The organism is Azohydromonas aeria, assembly GCF_009760915.1.
Classification (GTDB): Bacteria; Pseudomonadota; Gammaproteobacteria; order Burkholderiales; family Burkholderiaceae_C; genus Azohydromonas; species Azohydromonas aeria.
Genome location: NZ_VIDQ01000111.1, coordinates 1 through 17,263, shown reverse-complemented (window position 1 = coordinate 17,263; position 17,263 = coordinate 1). Strand labels below are relative to the sequence as shown.

Here is a 17,263-nt window from a genome sequence, read left to right as displayed (position 1 = left end):
CCCGAACAGGACCGTGAAACACCTCAGCGCCGATGATAGTGCGGATTCCCGTGTGAAAGTAGGACATCGTCAGGCTAATATCCCGGCAAACGCCCCGACCAACATTTGGTCGGGGCGTTTTGCTTTGTGGTGTTGGAATATGCCAGCCGTGGCCGCAACTCAGGCGCGCCGGTGGACAGGTCGCGAAAAGAGCGTCGTCCCGCTGATCCGGGAAGTAAGCCCGGTAATCAGTGGGCTGCAGCCCTCTGCATCGCTGACCGCCGGTTGACCCGGTGCAGCAACAGCGCCAGCGCCACCGCGGCGGTGGTCAAGCCCACGGCCGCCGCGACCCAGAAACCGCGCGCCCCTTGAGGTTCAGCCAGAGCCGGCCAGCCGCCGAAAGCCAGCAGGTAGCCGCCGCCCAGTCCCAGCACCCACACCGCCAGCGCGTAGATGAGCATCGGCAGTGTCGCCACGTGCCAGGCGCGCAGCACCGAGGCCACCACCGCCTGCACCGCGTCGCCCAGGTGGAACACCGCCAGGCACACCAGCAGCGGCAGCGCGGCGGCGGCCACCGCGGCCTCGTGTGTGTACAGGCCGACGATGGCGTGCCGCAACAGGAACAGCCCCAGCCCGAAGGCCAGCGCGAACAGCGCGGCCGCCTGCACGCCGCGCCAGCCGATGCGCCCGGCTCCCGCGTGGTCGCCGGCGCCGATGCGCTGCGCCACCAGCGTGCCGGTGGCGTTGCCCAGCGCCAGCGGCAGCATGTAGAGCAGCCCGGCCAGGTTGGCCGCAATCTGGTGGCCGGCCACCGGCAGCGTGCCCAGGCGCGAGATGAAGAAGGCCATGAAGGTGAAGCCGGTGACCTCCACCACGATGGACAGGCCCATCGGCACGCCCAACCGCAGCAGCGCCCGGATCGATTCGCCATGCGGCGCTTGCAGCCGCCGCAACCGGAACGGCACGTAGAACAAGTCGCGCCGCAGCAGCACCAGCGCGGCCAGCGCCTGCAGCCACATCACCAGCGCGGTGGCGATGCCGCAGCCGGTCACGCCCAGCGCCGGCACGCCCAGGCGCGGCGCGCCGAACACCAGCAGCCACGACAGCGGCAGTTTCAGCAGCAGCGCCCCGACCTGCAGCACCATCACCGCCTTGGGCCGCGACACCGCGGTGTTGAAGCCGCGAAAGGCGGCAAAGGCCAGCGCGGCCGGCAGCGCAAAGGCCAGCGCCGCCATGTAGCCGCGCACCCGCTGCGCGACTTCGGGCGCGGCCTGCGCCAGCGCCAGGAAGGGCTGCGGAAAGGCCAGCAGCACGCAGCCTGGCACCGACAGCCCCAGCGCCAGCCAGAAGCCCTGCTGCAGCTGCGCCCCGGCGCCGGGCAGGTCGCGCGCGCCGAAATGCCGGCCCGCCAGCGGCCCGACGGCGATGACCACGCCCATGAGCCCGATGAAGACGCTGATGTACGCCGCCGAGCCCACGGCCAGCGCCGCCAGGTCGCGCGCGTCGTGGCGCGCCAGCAGCAGCGTGTCGATGGTGGCGAAGGACAGCACCGCGATCTGGCCCACGAACACCGGCCAGGCCAGCGCGAAGAGGTGCCGCAGGTCCTGCCTCAGGCCGGGCGCGGCGGCGGCCGTCAAGGTGTCAGTCCCGCGTCGGGTCGCTGGAGGGCGTCGGCGTGCCGGCGCGCTCGGCATAGCGGTTGAAGCGCCAGGCCGTGCCCTCGCGCGTGATGCGGTGCCAGGTGGCGCGCTTCTCGGCCGGCGTCATGCGCGGCCAGTGCTGCACCTCGTCGAAGCTGCGCCCGCAGCCCTTGCAGCGCTCGTCGCCCTGGCTGGTGGAGCAGATGGCGATGCAGGGCGCGTCGGGCGTGGTCGCGTACCAGTCGAGCCAGGCCATCAGCGCCTCGGCCGGCATGGCGTCCTCGTCCTGCTCCTCGCGCTTGTCGTAGACCATCAGCGCGTAGACCTCGGCCAGCGCCTGCACCTCGGCGCAGGCCTGCACGCCGTCGGGCGAGGGCGCGCGGCGGCGCCACCAGTTGATGGCGGCCTCGATGTCTTGAAGGTGAATTCCGGCCATGGAACTGCCGTGCCGGAACCGCTCAGGCCTGCTGGGCCGCCGCCACGAGCGCCGCCAGCGCCGACTCGACCTGCGCGCGCTCTGCGCTGGCCTCCCAGCGCACCGGTGCGCCTTCGAGCGCTGCGGCGCCCTCGGTCCTGAGCCGCTTGACCCAGGCCCCGGCCTCGCGCCCCTCGGCCATGGGCCCGCTCTGCAGCAGCACCGCGCCGTGCGCGCCGGTGAGCTTGAAGAAGAAGGCGCCGTCCTCGCGGTACTGCTTGAACTCCGGCAGCGCCGCCTTGGGGCCGGCGGCCTTGGGCGCGGCCGGCGCCGCCACGGCCACCATCGGGCGCAGGCCCACGGCGTGGCGCAGCTCGGCCAGGAAGGGCGTGGCCACGGCGCGGGCTTTACTTGCACCTTCGAGCAGCGCCTCCTCGATGCGCTCCGGGTGCGCCATCAGCTCCGCGTAGCGCGCGCGCATCGGGCCGATCTCGGCCTCGATCAGCGCGACCAGCCGCTGCTTGGCCTCGCCCCAGGCCAGGCCGGCGCGCAACTCGGCGCGGAAGGCCTGGCGCGCGGCGTCATCGGCGGCGAAGGCGTCGTAGATCGTGACCAGGTGCGCGCCCTCCGGGTCCTTGGGCTCGCCCGGCAGCCGCGAGTCGGTGACGATGCGCGCCACCGCGTCCTTCAGCCCCCGCTCGCCGCCTTCGAACAGCGGGATGGTGTTGTCGTAGCTCTTGGACATCTTGCGGCCGTCCAGGCCCGGCAGCGTCGCCACCGCCTCCTCGACTTCCGCCTGCGGCAGCGTGAACAGCTCGCGCCCGGCGCCGAAGAGGTGGTTGAAGCGCTGGCCCACGTCGCGCGCCATCTCGATGTGCTGCACCTGGTCGCGACCGACGGGCACGCGGTGCGCGTTGAACATCAGGATGTCGGCGGCCATGAGGATGGGGTAGGAGAACAGGCCCATGCTCACGCCGGCGTCGATGTCCTCGCCCGCGGCGGCGTTGGCATCGGCGGCGGCCTTGTAGGCATGCGCCCGGTTCATCTGGCCCTTGGCCGTGACGCAGGTCAGCAGCCAGGTCAGCTCGGTGATCTCGGGAATGTCGCTCTGGCGGTAGAAGGTCACGCGCTGCGTGTCCAGCCCGGCGGCGAGCCAGGTGGCGGCGATCTCGATGCGCGAGCGCTCGATGCGCGCCGGGTCGTCGCACTTGATGAGCGCGTGGTAGTCGGCCAGGAAGAAGAAGCTCTCCACGCCGGGCGCGCGGCTGGCGGCGATCGCCGGCCGGATGGCGCCGACGTAGTTGCCCAGGTGCGGCGTGCCGGTGGTGGTGATGCCGGTGAGAACGCGTTCGGTCATGGTGGCGGGAGACGGCAAGTGGCGTGCGAAGGTAAACCGGCCATTCTAAGGAGGCGGCTACACTCGCTGCCCCCATGAAGCGCATCGTCATCCTGATCTCGGGCCGCGGCTCCAACATGCAGGCCGTGGCCGAGGCCTGTGCCCGCGAGGGCTGGCCCGCCACCGTCGCCGCCGTCGTCTCCAACCGCCCGCAAGCCGCCGGCCTGGCCTGGGCCGCCGAGCGCGGCATTGCCACCGCCGTGGTGGATCACACCCGCTTCGAGACGCGCGCCGCCTTCGACGCCGCGCTGCGCGAGGCCATCGACGCCTTCGCGCCGGACCTGCTGGTGCTCGCCGGCTTCATGCGCATCCTGGGCGCGGACTTCACCCGCCACTACGAGGGCCGCATGCTCAACGTGCACCCGTCGCTGCTGCCGGCCTTCACCGGGCTGCACACGCACCGCCGCGCCATCGAGGCCGGCTGCAAGCTCGCCGGCGCCACCGTGCACTTCGTCACGGCCGAGCTGGATCACGGCCCGATCGTGGCGCAGGCCGTCGTGCCGGTGCTCCCGGGCGACGACGAGGCGGCGCTGGCCGGGCGCGTGCTGCGCCAGGAGCACCGGATGTATCCGATGGCGGTGCGCTGGTTCGTGGAAGGGCAGCTGCGCGTGGAAGGCGGCGTCGTGCACCACGTCGGCGGCGCGGCGCAGCTGCTGGTCTGATCCCGCGCGGGACCGCGCAGCAGCCCCGCGCCGGGGCGGCCGGGGAGGCGGCTGGGATAATCGCGGGAATATGCACCCGAATGCCCTGCTGGACCTGAGCGCCGAACTGCTGCGCGCCGTCCTGAAACTCGACCAGCCCGCCGACGCCGTCGTGTCGGCCTTCTTCCGCCGCCAAGGCAAGCTCGGCTCGCGCGAGCGCCACACCCTGGCGGAGACCACCTACCACGTGCTGCGCCAGCGGCTGCGGCTGCAGCACCTGGCGCAAAGCGGTGCCGGCCCGATGGAGCGCCGGCTGGCGATCCTGGGCTGGCAGGGCGCGGAGAACCTGCTGCAGGTGGCGCTCACGCCCCCGGAGAAGCAGTGGCTGCAGCAGGTGCGCACCATCGACACGGCCACGCTGGCCGACAAGCTGCGCCACAACCTGCCGGACTGGGTCGCGCAGCCGCTGCGCGAGCGTCTCGGCGAGGAAGAGTTCATGACGCTGGCGCGCGCGCTCAACGACAGCGCGCCGCTGGATCTGCGCGTGAACCTGCTCAAGGCCAAGCGCGAGGAGGCGCTGGCGGCGCTGCAGGCCGCGGGCATCGAGGCGCAGCCCACGCCGTACTCGCCCTGGGGCCTGCGCGTGCAGGGCAAGCCGGCGCTCAACCGGCTGGAGGTCTTCACCAGCGGCGCCGTGGAAGTGCAGGACGAGGGCAGCCAGCTGCTGGCACTGCTGCTGGCGCCGAAACGCAGCGAGATGGTGGTGGACTTCTGTGCCGGCGCCGGCGGCAAGACGCTGGCGCTGGGCGCGGCCATGCGCAACACCGGGCGCCTCTACGCCTTCGACGTCTCGGGCAGCCGGCTCGATGCGCTCAAGCCGCGGCTGGCGCGCAGCGGGCTGTCCAACGTCTACCCGGCGCAGCTCGCGCACGAGCGCGACGAACGCGTGAAGCGGCTGTCCGGCAAGATCGACCGCGTGCTGGTGGACGCGCCGTGCTCGGGCCTGGGCACCCTGCGCCGCAACCCGGACCTGAAGTGGCGCCAGTCGCCGCAGGCGGTGCAGGAGCTGCGCGCCAAGCAGGCGACCATCCTGGCCAGCGCGGCGCGGCTGCTCAAGAGCGGCGGGCGGCTGGTCTATGCCACCTGCAGCCTGCTGCCGGCGGAGAACGAGGACATCGCGCGCGAGTTCAGCGCTGCGCACCCGGACTTCGAACCGCTCGACGCCGCCGCGCTGCTGGCGCAGGCACAGGTGCCGCAGGCCGAAGCGCTGGTCAGCGAGGGCTTCCTGCGCCTGTGGCCGCACCGCCACGCCACCGACGGCTTCTTTGCCGCGGCCTGGCAGCGGCGCTGAGGTGTCTCCAGGGGCTGTCGGCACGGGCATCGGGCCTGCTCCAGCCCTTCTGATTCCACGCTCCGGCACCCGGCTGCGGGTCCGCCGTGTCAAGGCGCGTGTGATTTGTGGTACGCAAACCCAAGGCTTACGCGGCTCCTGGGTCGAGGATCAGGGTCAACCCCCGTAAAATTCACGCCGCCCGAACTGCGGGCGCAAGGCTGGGACACATGAACGAACTTTTGGTGGTGCGCGATGCGCTGTTGCACTGGCTGGCGTATGGCCTGACCAAGGCCTCCTGGTGGCAGGTGCTGGTGTACACGCTGGTGGTGACGCACCTGACGATCCTGTCGGTGACCATCTACCTGCACCGCTCGCAGGCCCACCGCGCGCTGGACCTGCACCCGCTGCCGGCACACTTCTTCCGCTTCTGGCTGTGGATGACCACCGGCATGGTGACCAAGCAGTGGGTGTCGATCCACCGCAAGCACCACGCCAAGTGCGAGACCGAGGAAGACCCGCACAGCCCGCAGACGCGCGGCATCAAGACCGTGCTGCTGCAGGGCGCCGAGCTCTACCGCGCCGAGGCCAAGGTGGCCGAGACGATGAAGAAGTACGGCCACGGCGCGCCGGACGACTGGATCGAGCGCAACCTCTACACCCGCTACAGCGCGCTGGGCGTGTCGCTGATGCTGATCATCGACGTGCTGCTCTTCGGCGCCATCGGCCTGTCGGTGTGGGCCATCCAGATGCTGTGGATCCCCATCAACGCCGCCGGCATCATCAACGGCATCGGCCACTACTGGGGCTACCGCAACTTCGAGGCGCCGGACGCTTCCACCAACGTCTCGCCCTGGGGCATCGTCATCGGCGGCGAGGAACTGCACAACAACCACCACACCTACCCGACCTCGGCCAAGTTCTCGGTCAAGCCCTTCGAGTTCGACATCGGCTGGGGATGGATCCGCGCGATGGAAATGGTGGGCCTGGCCAAGGTGCGCAAGACCGCGCCGCAGCTCAAGCTGGGCGCCATCAAGCCCGTGGCCGACGGCAAGACGCTGGAAGCCGTGATCGCCAACCGCTACGAGGTCATGGCCCGCTACGCCCAGGAGCTCAAGCGCGCCTGTGCCGCCGAGCTGGAGCACCTGAAGGCCCAGGGCGCGCAGAACACCGCCAAGTGGACCGAGCTGCGCCTGGCCAAGCGCTGGCTGCACCGCGACGAGGACAAGATCCCCAGCGCCGTGAAGGTGCAAATGCAGCGCGCGGTGGCGGACAGTCCGGCGCTGGCCAAGCTGGTGGCGATGCGCGAGGAGCTGCGCCAGCTCTGGACGCGCACCAACGTCTCGGCCGAGCAGCTGGTGCTGGACCTGCAGGCCTGGTGCCGCCGTGCCGAGGAAAGTGGCATCGCCGCGCTGCAGGATTTCTCCCGCAAGCTGCGCGCCGCGCACGCCTGATCGCTGCTCTTCCTGCGTGTCTGCGGACACGCATGGCAAAGCCCGCTTCGGCGGGCTTTTTCATGGGCGCAGCGCAAGGGGAAGGGCGTTGGAGAGCGGGCGGGCATGTCCCGCATGCCGGCGCCCTGTTCGGCGTTCAAAGGTCTGGGGCATCCGGTTGCAGCAGGGCAGGGCGGCAGGGCCTGCCGTTGCGGCGGCATTGCTTTTCGCGTGGCCAATGAAAAAAGCCCGCTGCTGCGGGCTTTTCTTTGGGCGCTGGGAACCTGGGGTCAGGTCACTTCAGCTTGATTTCCTTGTACAGGACATGCTTGCGCGCCTTGGGGTCGAACTTCATGAATTCGAGCTTTTCGGGCGTCGTCTTCTTGTTCTTGTTGGTCGTGTAGAAGTGACCGGTGCCGGCCGTCGATTCCAGCTTGATCTTCTCGCGTCCGCCTTTGGTGGCCATGATGTGCTCCTAGTGGTTGCGGCGGCTGATTACAGCTCGCCCTTGGCGCGCAGGTCGGCGACGACCTGGTCGATGCCGACCTTGTCGATCAGGCGCAGCGCGGCGTTGGACACGCGCAGACGGATGAAGCGGTTCTCGCTCTCCATCCAGAAGCGGCGGTACTGCAGGTTCGGCAGGAAGCGACGCTTGGTTTTGTTGTTGGCGTGGGAGACGTTGTTCCCCACCATCGGGCGCTTGCCCGTGACTTGACAGACGCGTGCCATGACGCTTCTCCACTTTCTCTCGGATTTCGGGAGCGGTGCACAGCGCAGGACAGCCAACCGCTCCGGCCGCTAGCTCGGCAAGGCGCCGGCTCCCCTGATGCACACCCTTCGAGGGCCCACGCCAGCGTCCCGCAAGAAAAATCCTGGGAACGCAGTACAGGCCACTTCTCGGCAAAGACGGCGATTATAGCCACAAACGGCCGGGGTCGGGCAGTGCTGCGCGGTCTTGGCCGTGCGGGAGCGTCGGCAATAAGCCGCACGCACGGCCGTGGACTCTGCCGCGGCGCCTTCGGCGCTGCGGACTTCAGCGCCAATCAGCTCGACTGCTGCTCCAGGAAACGCTGCGCGTCCAGCGCCGCCATGCAGCCGGTGCCGGCGCTGGTGATGGCCTGGCGGTAGACATGGTCCTGCACGTCGCCGGCGGCGAAGACGCCGGGCACGCTGGTCATGGTGGCGAAGCCCTCGGAGCCGCTGCGGGTGAGGATGTAACCGTCCTTCATCTCCAGCTGGCCCTCGAAGATCTGCGTGTTGGGCGAGTGGCCCACGGCGATGAACACGCCCTGCAGTTGCAGCTCGCGAGCGGAGCCGTCCTGCACGTTGCGCAGCCGCACGCCGGTGACACCGGTCTGGTCGCCCAGCACTTCCTCCAGCGTGTGCCACAGGTGCAGCTCGATCTTGCCGGCGGCCACCTTCTCCATGACCTTGTCCACCAGGATCGGCTCGGCGCGGAACTTGTCGCGGCGGTGGATCAGGTGCACCTTGGCGGCGATGTTGGAGAGGTAGAGCGCATCCTCCACCGCCGTGTTGCCGCCGCCGATCACGCAGGCCTCCTGGTCGCGGTAGAAGAAGCCGTCGCAGGTGGCGCAGCCCGAGACGCCGCGGCCCATGAAGGCTTCCTCGCTGGGCAGGCCCAGGTACTTGGCGCTGGCGCCGGTGGCGATGACGAGCGTGTCGCAGGTGTAGACGCCCGAGTCGCCCTTGAGCGTGAACGGGCGGCGGCTGAAGTCCACGGCGTTGATGTGATCGAACACGATCTGCGTGTTGAAGCGCTCGGCATGCTGCTGGAAGCGCTGCATCAGGTCCGGACCCATCACCCCCATGACGTCCGCGGGCCAGTTGTCAACCTCGGTGGTGGTCATGAGCTGGCCGCCCTGGGCCATGCCGGTGACCAGCACGGGCTTGAGGTTGGCGCGGGCGGCGTAAATGGCGGCGGTGTAGCCGGCAGGGCCGGAACCCAGGATCAGGACCTGGGCATGAAGGGTGCTGTCATTCATGGTGTCGGGTTATTTGGAGTCGGGTGCGGCGCGTCGGACCGCCCGGGCGGGGAGTCTGACATGGCGCGCGGCCCTCGATATTTGGACTTGTCAAACGCCACAATAGCCGATGGACACAGTCGGAAACCCCGGGGCGGGGTTCCGGAGGCTGTGGCCTCACTCCCATGGCGCGCGGCTCGTGTGTGCGCTGCGCCGATTTCTCGAAAGGATGCCGATGTCGCTGCTGCTGTCGAACCTGGACCTGATCCGTCGGGTGCCGCTGTTCTCGCTGCTGACCACCGAGCAGGCGCAGACCATTGCCGACAGCGTCGTCAAGCGCCGCTTCCGGCGCGGCGAGCTGGTGGTGGAGCAGGGCCGCAAGAGCAATGCGCTGTTCATCCTGCTCAATGGCCGCGCGCGCGTGCTCACGGCCGACTCGCGCGGGCGCGAGGTGATCCTGGCCGTGCTGCAGTCCGGGGACTACGTGGGCGAGATGAGCCTCATCGACGGTGAGCCTCATTCCGCCACCGTGCGCGCCGAGGTGCAGACGGACATGCTGATCCTGAATCGCCCGGAATTCGCGCGCTGCCTGCCCGAAGGGTCGAGCCTGGCCTACGCCATCCTGCGCGGCCTGGTGGCGCGGCTGCGCAACGCCGACCGCCAGATCGAGTCGCTGGCGCTGCTGGACGTGTACGGGCGCGTGGCGCGCACGCTGCTGGACATGGCCGAGGACGACAACGGAGTGAAGGTCATCCGCGGCAAGGTCTCGCGCCAGGACATGGCCAAGGTCGTGGGCGCCTCGCGCGAGATGGTCAGCCGCGTCATGAAGGACCTGGAGGAGCGCGGCATGATCGAGACGCAGGAAAGCGGCGCCGTCGTGCTCAAGGACCGGCTGCTGGCCGACTGATCGAAGCCTCTTGCGGCGGTGCGCGCGGCGCGGCCTTGCGCCGGCACCGCGCGCCCTCTGCGTCACGCCGCGCAGGTATCCGCTGGTGAACGAGGCGGCCGGCCACGGCGGCCGGGCCACAATTCGGGGATGAGCTTTCCGCTGGGTTCCCTGACCGAGTCCCCCACCACTTACCGGCGCCGTCCCGGCGGCGCCACCGAGCCCACGCCGCCCGCGCCGCCGCGCTGGCGCACGCAACTGTGGCTCATGGGCGGCGCCATCTTCTGGCTGCTGGCGCTACTGGCGCTGATCACGCACGACGGCGCCGACCCTGGCTTCTCCACTTCCGGCGACGGCCGGCCGCTGGTGAACAACCAGGTCGGCCTGCTGGGCGCGTGGGGGGCGGACCTGGGGCTGTTCCTCTTTGGCTGGTCGGTGTGGTGGCTGCCGGTGATCGGCCTGCGGCTGTGGCTGGGCACGCTGGCGCGGCTGCTGCGTGGCGAGGGCGGCCCGCCGCCGCGACGCCTGGCCTTCTGCGCCGGCGTGGTGTTGCTGATGTCGGCCAGCTGCGCGCTGGAGTGGACGCGGCTGTACCGCTGGGAGGACGGGCTGCCCGGCCATGCCGGCGGCGTGCTGGGCTACCTGCTGGGCCCCTGGAGCCTGAAGTGGCTGGGCTTCGCCGGCTCGGGCGTGGGCTGGATCGTGGCACTGGTGCTGGGCCTGTCGCTGTCGCTGCGCTTTTCCTGGGTCGGACTTGCCGACCGCATCGGCGCCGCCGTCGAAGGCGTGGCGCAGGCGTTGCGCCAGGTCGTGGAGGGCGTGGCCGACCGCCATGCCGGCCGCCAGGCGCAGCGCGAGCGCCAGCGCGAGGAGCTGGCCGAGCGCCAGGGCCAGGAGCCGCACTCGATCCGCATCGATCCGCTGCACGAGGACGAGCCCGCCGCCGAGGCGCCGCCGCCGCGTCCGCCGCGCCGCCGCCCCGTGCCCAAGCCGGCGGCGCAGCCCGTGGAGCCGGTGCTGGCGCCCGACGACGATGCCGCCCCCGGCGCCGCGGCGGCCGACCCGCTGGTGGTGGACGTGCCCTTCACCGAGCTGAAGCCGCGGCCCGAGCCGGCCCCGGCGCCGACCGTGGCCCCGGCCGCCGAGCCGCCCTGGGCCGAGGACGGCGATGCCCGTCCCGGCACCGACCCGGAGCCCTTCATCGACCTGGGCGACGACGAGGAAGTGGCCGCACCCGCGCCCATGCCTGCGCCCGCCGCCGCGGCGCCGAAGCCGGCCGCACCGGCGGCGCCCGTGGCGCCCATGGCGCCCATGGCGCCCGCGGCTCCGGCCGCCAAGGCGCCGGCCAGGACCGCCGCCCCGGCGGTCGTGCCGCCGATGCCGCGCGCCCCCGTCGGCGACACCACGCTGCCGGAAGTGGACCTGCTCGACGCCGCGCCGGCGCAGCGCGAGAGCGTCTCGGCCGAGACGCTGGAGATGACCTCGCGCCTGATCGAGAAGAAGCTCAAGGACTTCGGCGTCGAGGTGCGCGTGGTGGCGGCCTCGCCCGGGCCCGTGATCACGCGCTACGAGATCGAGCCAGCCACCGGCGTGAAGGGCTCGCAGATCGTCAACCTGGCCAAGGACCTGTCGCGCTCGCTGAGCCTGGTGAGCATCCGCGTGGTGGAGACCATCCCCGGGCGCACCACCATGGCGCTGGAGCTGCCCAACGCGCGGCGCCAGATGATCCGCCTGACCGAGATCCTGGACTCGCGCGCCTACCGCGAGGCCGGCTCGCTGCTGACCATCGGCCTGGGCAAGGACATCGTGGGCGCGCCGGTCGTGGCCGACCTGGCCAAGATGCCGCACTGCCTGGTGGCCGGCACCACCGGCTCGGGCAAGTCGGTGGGCATCAACGCCATGATCCTGTCGCTGCTCTACAAGGCCGAGGCCGACGAGGTGCGCCTCATCCTCATCGACCCGAAGATGCTGGAGATGAGCGTCTACGAGGGCATTCCGCACCTGCTGTGCCCGGTGGTGACGGACATGAAGCAGGCCGGCAACGCGCTCAACTGGTGCGTGGCCGAGATGGAGCGGCGCTACAAGCTCATGTCCAAGATGGGCGTGCGCAACCTCGCCGGCTACAACAAGAAGATCGACGAGGCCGCCGAGCGCGAGGAGTCGATCCCGAATCCCTTCAGCCTCACGCCGGAGGAGCCCGAGCCGCTGGAGCGGCTGCCGTTCGTGGTGGTCGTCATCGACGAGCTCGCCGACCTGATGATGGTGGTGGGCAAGAAGATCGAGGAATTGATCGCCCGGCTGGCGCAGAAGGCACGCGCCGCGGGCATCCACCTGGTGCTGGCCACGCAGCGGCCCAGCGTGGACGTGATCACGGGCCTGATCAAGGCCAACATCCCGACGCGGCTGTCGTTCCAGGTCAGCTCCAAGATCGACTCGCGCACCATCCTCGACCAGATGGGCGCCGAGGCGCTGCTGGGGCAGGGCGACATGCTCTACCTCACGCCCGGCGGCGGCATCCCGGTGCGCGTGCACGGCGCCTTCGTCTCCGACGACGAAGTGCACCGCGTGGTCGACTACCTCAAGCAGCAGGGCGAGCCCAACTACATCGAGGGCATCCTCGAAGGCGGCGTGCTGGAGAGCGACGGCGGCAACGGCGTCACCAGCATCGGCGCCAGCGTGGAGTCCGACGGCGAGTCCGACCCGATGTACGACCAGGCCGTGGCCATCGTGCTGCAGCACAAGCGCGCCTCGATCTCGCTGGTGCAGCGCCACTTGCGCATCGGCTACAACCGCGCCGCGCGGCTGCTGGAACAAATGGAGAAGTCCGGGCTCGTATCGGCCATGGCCACCAACGGGAACCGGGACATCATCGTTCCGAAGCGCGAAGAGGTATGAACAAGCACATGAGCGGGCGCGGCGTGCGTGCCCTGGCCGCGGCGGCGCTGCTGCTGGCGACGGCCGGCGCGGCGCGGGCCGACGCGGTGGAGTCGCTGCGCGACTTCGTGCGCGAGGCCAGGACCGGCCGCGCCGCCTTCACCCAGACCGTCACGGCGCCGGACGGCGCGAAGAAGAAGACCTCCAGCGGCAGCTTCGAGTTCGCGCGCCCGAACCGCTTCCGCTTCGAGTACCGCAAGCCCTACGAGCAGCTGATCGTGGCCGACGGGCAGAAGGTGTGGATCTTCGACGCCGACCTGCAGCAGGCCAGCGCCCGGCCGCTGGCGCAGGCGCTGGGCTCCACCCCGGCGGCGCTGCTGGCCGGCGGTGCGCTGGACAAGGACTTCAACCTCTCCAACCTGCCTTCGGCGCAGGGGCTGGACTGGGTGCAGGCCACGCCGCGCGACAAGGAAGCCGCGTTCCAGTCGCTGCGCGTGGGTTTCAGGGGCCGCGCGCTGGCGGCCATCGAGATCGTGGACAGCTTCGGCCAGCACTCGCGGCTGGAATTCAGCGAGATGGCCACCAACGTCGCGGTGCCGCCGGAGAGCTTCAGGTTCGTGCCGCCCAAGGGCGTGGCGGTGGTCGAGTAGCCGCCGGGAAGCCCTTCAAGCCGCCGCCCGTGCCACCGGGTCGGTGGCTGGCGCCGGGAAACGCAGCGTCACGCAGGCTCCGCCCGCTTCCGAGACGCCCATGCTCACGTGCGCGCCGTGCAGCTCGGCGATGTCGCGCACGATGGCCAGCCCCAGGCCGCTGCCGTCCCCGATTGCGCTGTCGCCGCGCACGAAGCGTTCGAACACCGCCTCGCGCTGCGCTTCGGGCACGCCGGGGCCGCTGTCGTTGACGCGCAGCGCCGGCGGGTTGGTTTCGAAGTCGATCCACACCCGGCCGCCCGCGCCGGTGTAGCGCAGCGCGTTGTCGATCAGGTTGCCCAGCGCCTCCGATATCAGCTCGGGCTGCACCGTGACCCACAGCGGCTGCTCCGGCGCGATGAGCTCCAGCTCGATGTGCGCGTCGTAGGCCCGGTCGATGAAGGAGCTGCCCACGTCGCCGGCCAGCGCCACCAGGTCGGTCGGCTGGCCGTCGAGCGCGCCGCGCAGCTCCGGATCGAGCCGGCCCAGCGACAGCAGCTGCTGCACCATGCGCGCGCTGCGCTGGGTGCTCTCCTCCAGCTCGCGCAGCACGCGCCGGGTGCTCTCCAGGTCGGGCGCCTCGGCCGCGCGTGCCAGGCCGAGCTGCAGCCCGGTCAGCGGCGTGCGCAGCTGGTGCGCGGCGGTGGCGGCGAACTGGCGCTCGCGCGCGAGCATGTCGCGGATGCGGCGCAGCAGGTTGTTGAGCGCGGTGCCGAAGGGCAGGAGCTCATGCGGCAGGTCGCCGGCGGGAATGGGGGCCAGCGAGGCATGCGAGCGCTCGTTCCAGCCGGCGGCAATGGCCTCCAGCGGCCGGATCGAGCGCCGCACGCCCCAGATGATGGACAGCGCCGCGGCCACGCCCGCCAGCAGCGCCGCGGGCGTGAGCATCAGCACGATGTTCTTGTGCGTGCGCTGGCGCTTGAGCAGCGTCTCGCCCACCACCACGACGGCGCGGTGGCCGGCACCGTTGTCGACTTCCACGCGTGCCACGCTGGCGGACTGGCCATCGAGCAGCGCGTCAAAAGCCCGGCCGTGGTCGTACACGCGCTCGCGCGCACCCTGCAGCGGCACGCCCAGGTGGCCGCCGACGTGGCGCCCGTCCTGCTCCACGGCATAGGCGGTGCGGTCGAGCTCGTCGTAGCCCAGGAAGGCCTCGACGCCGGGCAGCAGCTCCAGCACCGCGCGCCCCCCGGCGTCGAAGTGCACCTGGCTCGCCAGCGAGTGCGCCACGTCCAGCAGCCAGCGGTCGTAGACGCGGTCGGTGAATTTCTGCGCCACGAAGTTGCCCACCATGCCGGTGGCGGCCACGATGGCCAGCAGCGGCAGCATCAGCCGCAGCAGCAGCTCGCGCTTGAGCAGCAGGCGTCCGCCGGCGTTCGGCATGGCGTCACTCCGGGATCAGTCCGGGTTCGGTCCGGCAAACGTGCGCGTTCAGGCCTGTGCCGCGGTGTCGTCGAGCACCAGCCGGTAGCCGAAGCCGCGCACGGTCTGGATGCCGGTGCCCGAGCCGGCCAGGCGGCGGCGCAGCCGCGACACGTACACCTCCGCGGCGCTGTCGCCGACTTCCAGGTTGCGCTCGGCCAGCGCGTCGATCAGCACGCGCTTGGGCACGACGTGCGGCGCGCGCCGCACCAGCAGTCCCAGCACCTCGAACTCGCGCGGCGACAGCTCCAGCTGCCGCCCGTCCACCAGCACCCGGCCTTCGCGGCCGAACCAGTGCAGCTTGCCGTATTGCAGCAGCTCGCCGCGCGCGGCCGCGCCGCGGCGCGTGAGCACCTCCACGCGCGCGTCGAGCTCCTCGGCCGCGAAGGGCTTGACGAGGTAGTCGTCAGCGCCGGCCTGCAGCCCCTGCACGCGGTCGGCGACGCGGTCGCGCGCGGTGAGCACCAGCACGGGCGTGAGGCGGTCGCGCTCGCGCACGCGCAGCAGCCAGTCCAGGCCGTCGCCGTCGGGCAGGCCGCGGTCCAGCACCACGAGGTCGTAGCCGCCGTCGGCCAGCGCCACGTCGGCCTGTGCCAGCGAGGCGCAGTGCAGCACGGCCCAGTCGCGCGCGCGCCAGCGCAGCGAGAGCTCATGGGCAATCACGGGGTCGTCTTCGATCAGCAGCAGGCGCATGGCAGGCACGGCAGAAGGCAGCCCGACAGCCTAGCGTGGCCGGCGAGGATTGCTGCCCGTGGAGGGCCATGCAGGTCACTGCGGCGCGCAAGGTGTCACGCGGAACGCGCTCGGGGGCCGGCTGAGACAATCCATGCATGAATGCCCAGGAAAGCCTGTTTGGCGGACCATCCGCCGGGTCTGCCCCACCGGACGGGCCGGCGGCGGCCGTGCCGCTGGCCGAGCGGTTGCGTCCGCACAGCCTCGATGAAGTCATCGGCCAGCAGCACCTGCTGGGCCCCGGCAAACCGCTGCGCCGCGCCTTCGAGACCGGGCGGCTGCACTCGATGATCCTGTGGGGGCCGCCGGGCGTGGGCAAGACCACGCTGGCGCGGCTGATGGCGCAGGCCTTCGACGCGGAGTTCATCGTCATCTCGGCGGTGCTGGGCGGGGTCAAGGAGATCCGCGACGCGGTCGAGCGCGCCCGCGCCGCGCAGGCCCGGGGCCGCGCCGCGGTGGTGTTCGTCGACGAGGTGCACCGCTTCAACAAGGCCCAGCAGGACGCCTTCCTGCCGCACGTCGAGTCAGGCCTGTTCACCTTCATCGGCGCGACCACCGAGAACCCCAGTTTCGAGGTCAACGCCGCGCTGCTGTCGCGCGCCACGGTGCATGTGCTCAAGTCGCTGGACGACGACGACATGCGCACGCTCATCGAGCGCGCCCGCGTGGCGCTGCAGGCGCCGCCGATGAGCGAGGCGGCGCAGGCGCGGCTCATCGGCTACGCCGACGGCGACGCGCGCCGGCTGCTCAATGCCTTCGACAACCTCGTGGCGCTGGCCGGCGACGCGGCCGAGCTCGACGAGCCGCTGCTGGAGCGCACGCTGGGCGAGCAGCTGCGCCGCTACGACAAGGGCGGCGACCAGTTCTTCGATGCCATCTCGGCGCTGCACAAGTCGGTGCGCGGCTCCAACCCCGACGCCGCGCTGTACTGGCTGGCGCGCATGCTCGACGGCGGGGTGGACGCGCGCTACGTGTCGCGGCGCCTGGTGCGCATGGCCGCCGAGGACATCGGCCTGGCCGACCCGCGCGCGCTGCGCCTGGCGCTGGACGCGGCCGAGACCTACGAGCGGCTGGGCTCGCCCGAAGGCGAGCTGGCGCTGGCCGAGGCCGCCATCTACCTGGCCGTGGCGCCGAAGTCCAACGCCGTCTACAAGGCCTGGGGCGCGGTGCGCGCCTTCGTGAAGCGCGACGGCACCCGCCCGGTGCCGCTGCACCTGCGCAATGCACCCACTGCGCTCATGAAGCAGCTCGACCACGGGCGCGGCTACCGCTACGCGCACGACGAGGCCGGCGCCTATGCCGCCGGCGAGCGCTACCTGCCCGACGGGGTGGAGGAGCGCTTCTATGAGCCCGTGGCACGCGGGCTGGAAATCAGGATCGGCGAGAAGCTGGCGGAATTGCGGCGCCTGGATGCCGCCGCGCGCGAAGAAGACGACCGTTAGGCGCTGATTGCATCCAGCTTGATGTAAACGAAGTTTTCCGCACTTGACCTGCGGCGCGCGGGCAACCCCTCAGCGGAGGGCTTGCCGCGCGCACCTACAATCCGCCGTTTTTCGGCTGCCGGCAGCGTTCACCGCGAAGCCGGCATGGCCCGTGCGTATCCCCCGCCGGGCCGCGATACCCACGACGAGCCGAAAGAAGGCGCAAGCCATGCGCCGGCAGGAAGCAGCAGGAGATCCCTCGGATGGACATATTTCTTCAGCAGGTCATCAACGGCCTGGTGCTGGGCAGCATGTACGCGCTCGTGGCACTGGGCTACACGATGGTCTACGGCATCATCAACCTCATCAACTTCGCCCACGGCGAGGTGCTGATGGTGGGCGCGCTGGTCAGCTGGACCGTGG

The 17,263-nt window shown here is 70.9% G+C and carries 17 protein-coding genes; 9 read left to right on the top strand and 8 right to left on the bottom strand.

All coding sequences use genetic code 11. The features are described 5' to 3' along the window. Positions 1-227 precede the first annotated feature (227 nt). The 3 genes from FJ694_RS33350 to FJ694_RS33340 are packed head-to-tail and all read right to left on the bottom strand — an operon-like array spanning position 228 to position 3,391. Positions 228-1,616, bottom strand: coding sequence for an MATE family efflux transporter (locus FJ694_RS33350; RefSeq protein ID WP_232540339.1), 1,389 nt, complete (start codon positions 1,614-1,616; stop codon positions 228-230). Positions 1,617-1,620: 4 nt separating this feature from the next. Further along, complete coding sequence (locus tag FJ694_RS33345) at positions 1,621-2,055, bottom strand: DUF3717 domain-containing protein (RefSeq protein ID WP_157271829.1); 435 nt, start codon at positions 2,053-2,055, stop codon at positions 1,621-1,623. A 22-nt stretch (positions 2,056-2,077) separates the two neighbouring features. After that, positions 2,078-3,391, bottom strand: a complete 1,314-nt coding sequence (locus tag FJ694_RS33340) for a tryptophan--tRNA ligase (protein WP_157271828.1) — start codon at positions 3,389-3,391, stop codon at positions 2,078-2,080. A 74-nt stretch (positions 3,392-3,465) separates the two neighbouring features. On the opposite strand from FJ694_RS33340, the gene purN reads away from it, so the two are divergent. The 4 genes from purN to FJ694_RS33320 all read left to right on the top strand — a co-directional run bounded on the left by purN (position 3,466) and on the right by FJ694_RS33320 (position 7,143). Beyond that, positions 3,466-4,092 carry a phosphoribosylglycinamide formyltransferase gene (gene purN, locus FJ694_RS33335; RefSeq protein WP_157271827.1) on the top strand — a complete coding sequence of 209 codons (627 nt, stop codon included), beginning with the start codon at positions 3,466-3,468 and terminating at the stop codon, positions 4,090-4,092. Between the two features lie 70 nt (positions 4,093-4,162). Continuing rightward, positions 4,163-5,422 carry an RsmB/NOP family class I SAM-dependent RNA methyltransferase gene (locus FJ694_RS33330; protein WP_157271826.1) on the top strand — a complete coding sequence of 420 codons (1,260 nt, stop codon included), beginning with the start codon at positions 4,163-4,165 and terminating at the stop codon, positions 5,420-5,422. Positions 5,423-5,631: 209 nt separating this feature from the next. Then, positions 5,632-6,855, top strand: a complete 1,224-nt coding sequence (locus FJ694_RS33325) for a DesA family fatty acid desaturase (RefSeq protein WP_157271825.1) — start codon at positions 5,632-5,634, stop codon at positions 6,853-6,855. A 105-nt stretch (positions 6,856-6,960) separates the two neighbouring features. Further along, entirely contained in the window at positions 6,961-7,143 is a 183-nt protein-coding gene (locus FJ694_RS33320) for a hypothetical protein (RefSeq protein WP_157271824.1), read from the top strand. On the opposite strand, the gene rpmG is transcribed toward FJ694_RS33320, so the two are convergent. The 3 genes from rpmG to trxB form a co-directional block, all read right to left on the bottom strand. Beyond that, positions 7,130-7,300 carry a 50S ribosomal protein L33 gene (gene rpmG, locus FJ694_RS33315; RefSeq protein ID WP_028998879.1) on the bottom strand — a complete coding sequence of 57 codons (171 nt, stop codon included), beginning with the start codon at positions 7,298-7,300 and terminating at the stop codon, positions 7,130-7,132. The two genes, FJ694_RS33320 and rpmG, sit on opposite strands and share 14 nt — an antisense overlap. 29 nt (positions 7,301-7,329) lie before the next feature. Continuing rightward, positions 7,330-7,563: a 50S ribosomal protein L28 gene (gene rpmB, locus FJ694_RS33310; RefSeq protein WP_028998878.1), complete on the bottom strand. Its 234-nt coding sequence runs from the start codon at positions 7,561-7,563 to the stop codon at positions 7,330-7,332. 314 nt (positions 7,564-7,877) lie between these two features. Further along, positions 7,878-8,837, bottom strand: coding sequence for a thioredoxin-disulfide reductase (gene trxB / locus FJ694_RS33305; protein WP_157271823.1), 960 nt, complete (start codon positions 8,835-8,837; stop codon positions 7,878-7,880). Positions 8,838-9,051: 214 nt separating this feature from the next. Between trxB and FJ694_RS33300 the strand changes: the two genes are divergently transcribed. The 3 genes from FJ694_RS33300 (at position 9,052) to lolA (ending at position 13,226) form a co-directional block, all read left to right on the top strand. Further along, positions 9,052-9,723 carry a Crp/Fnr family transcriptional regulator gene (locus tag FJ694_RS33300; RefSeq protein ID WP_157271822.1) on the top strand — a complete coding sequence of 224 codons (672 nt, stop codon included), beginning with the start codon at positions 9,052-9,054 and terminating at the stop codon, positions 9,721-9,723. 129 nt (positions 9,724-9,852) lie between these two features. Beyond that, on the top strand, positions 9,853-12,597 hold the full coding sequence (locus tag FJ694_RS37465; RefSeq protein WP_232540338.1) for a DNA translocase FtsK: 2,745 nt from the start codon (positions 9,853-9,855) through the stop codon (positions 12,595-12,597). Continuing rightward, on the top strand, positions 12,594-13,226 hold the full coding sequence (gene lolA, locus FJ694_RS33285) for an outer membrane lipoprotein periplasmic chaperone LolA (protein WP_232540337.1): 633 nt from the start codon (positions 12,594-12,596) through the stop codon (positions 13,224-13,226). The genes FJ694_RS37465 and lolA overlap by 4 nt, the downstream gene beginning before the upstream one ends. A gap of 15 nt (positions 13,227-13,241) precedes the next feature. On the opposite strand, the gene FJ694_RS33280 is transcribed toward lolA, so the two are convergent. Together FJ694_RS33280 and FJ694_RS33275 are read right to left on the bottom strand one after the other, a co-directional pair. Further along, positions 13,242-14,648, bottom strand: a complete 1,407-nt coding sequence (locus FJ694_RS33280) for a sensor histidine kinase (protein ID WP_157271821.1) — start codon at positions 14,646-14,648, stop codon at positions 13,242-13,244. A 48-nt stretch (positions 14,649-14,696) separates the two neighbouring features. Further along, positions 14,697-15,380, bottom strand: a complete 684-nt coding sequence (locus FJ694_RS33275; protein ID WP_157271820.1) for a response regulator — start codon at positions 15,378-15,380, stop codon at positions 14,697-14,699. Between the two features lie 137 nt (positions 15,381-15,517). On the opposite strand from FJ694_RS33275, the gene FJ694_RS33270 reads away from it, so the two are divergent. Further along, entirely contained in the window at positions 15,518-16,861 is a 1,344-nt protein-coding gene (locus tag FJ694_RS33270) for a replication-associated recombination protein A (protein WP_157271819.1), read from the top strand. Positions 16,862-17,103: 242 nt separating this feature from the next. Next, on the top strand, positions 17,104-17,263 hold a 160-nt coding region (locus FJ694_RS33265), incomplete at its 3' end, for an ABC transporter permease subunit (protein ID WP_445661321.1).

What these genes read in the sequence shown, in the direction of transcription:
- FJ694_RS33325 (WP_157271825.1), top strand. Translation starts at nt 5,632, where the DNA reads ATGAACGAACTTTTGGTGGTGCGCGATGCGCTGTTGCACTGGCTGGCG.
- FJ694_RS33300 (WP_157271822.1), top strand. Translation starts at nt 9,052, where the DNA reads ATGTCGCTGCTGCTGTCGAACCTGGACCTGATCCGTCGGGTGCCGCTG.
- rpmG (WP_028998879.1), bottom strand. Translation starts at nt 7,300, where the DNA reads ATGGCCACCAAAGGCGGACGCGAGAAGATCAAGCTGGAATCGACGGCC.
- trxB (WP_157271823.1), bottom strand. Translation starts at nt 8,837, where the DNA reads ATGAATGACAGCACCCTTCATGCCCAGGTCCTGATCCTGGGTTCCGGC.
- purN (WP_157271827.1), top strand. Translation starts at nt 3,466, where the DNA reads ATGAAGCGCATCGTCATCCTGATCTCGGGCCGCGGCTCCAACATGCAG.
- rpmB (WP_028998878.1), bottom strand. Translation starts at nt 7,563, where the DNA reads ATGGCACGCGTCTGTCAAGTCACGGGCAAGCGCCCGATGGTGGGGAAC.
- FJ694_RS33330 (WP_157271826.1), top strand. Translation starts at nt 4,163, where the DNA reads ATGCACCCGAATGCCCTGCTGGACCTGAGCGCCGAACTGCTGCGCGCC.
- FJ694_RS33320 (WP_157271824.1), top strand. Translation starts at nt 6,961, where the DNA reads ATGTCCCGCATGCCGGCGCCCTGTTCGGCGTTCAAAGGTCTGGGGCAT.
- FJ694_RS33345 (WP_157271829.1), bottom strand. Translation starts at nt 2,055, where the DNA reads ATGGCCGGAATTCACCTTCAAGACATCGAGGCCGCCATCAACTGGTGG.
- lolA (WP_232540337.1), top strand. Translation starts at nt 12,594, where the DNA reads ATGAACAAGCACATGAGCGGGCGCGGCGTGCGTGCCCTGGCCGCGGCG.
- FJ694_RS33275 (WP_157271820.1), bottom strand. Translation starts at nt 15,380, where the DNA reads ATGCGCCTGCTGCTGATCGAAGACGACCCCGTGATTGCCCATGAGCTC.
- FJ694_RS33340 (WP_157271828.1), bottom strand. Translation starts at nt 3,391, where the DNA reads ATGACCGAACGCGTTCTCACCGGCATCACCACCACCGGCACGCCGCAC.
- FJ694_RS33280 (WP_157271821.1), bottom strand. Translation starts at nt 14,648, where the DNA reads ATGCCGAACGCCGGCGGACGCCTGCTGCTCAAGCGCGAGCTGCTGCTG.
- FJ694_RS37465 (WP_232540338.1), top strand. Translation starts at nt 9,853, where the DNA reads ATGAGCTTTCCGCTGGGTTCCCTGACCGAGTCCCCCACCACTTACCGG.
- FJ694_RS33270 (WP_157271819.1), top strand. Translation starts at nt 15,518, where the DNA reads ATGAATGCCCAGGAAAGCCTGTTTGGCGGACCATCCGCCGGGTCTGCC.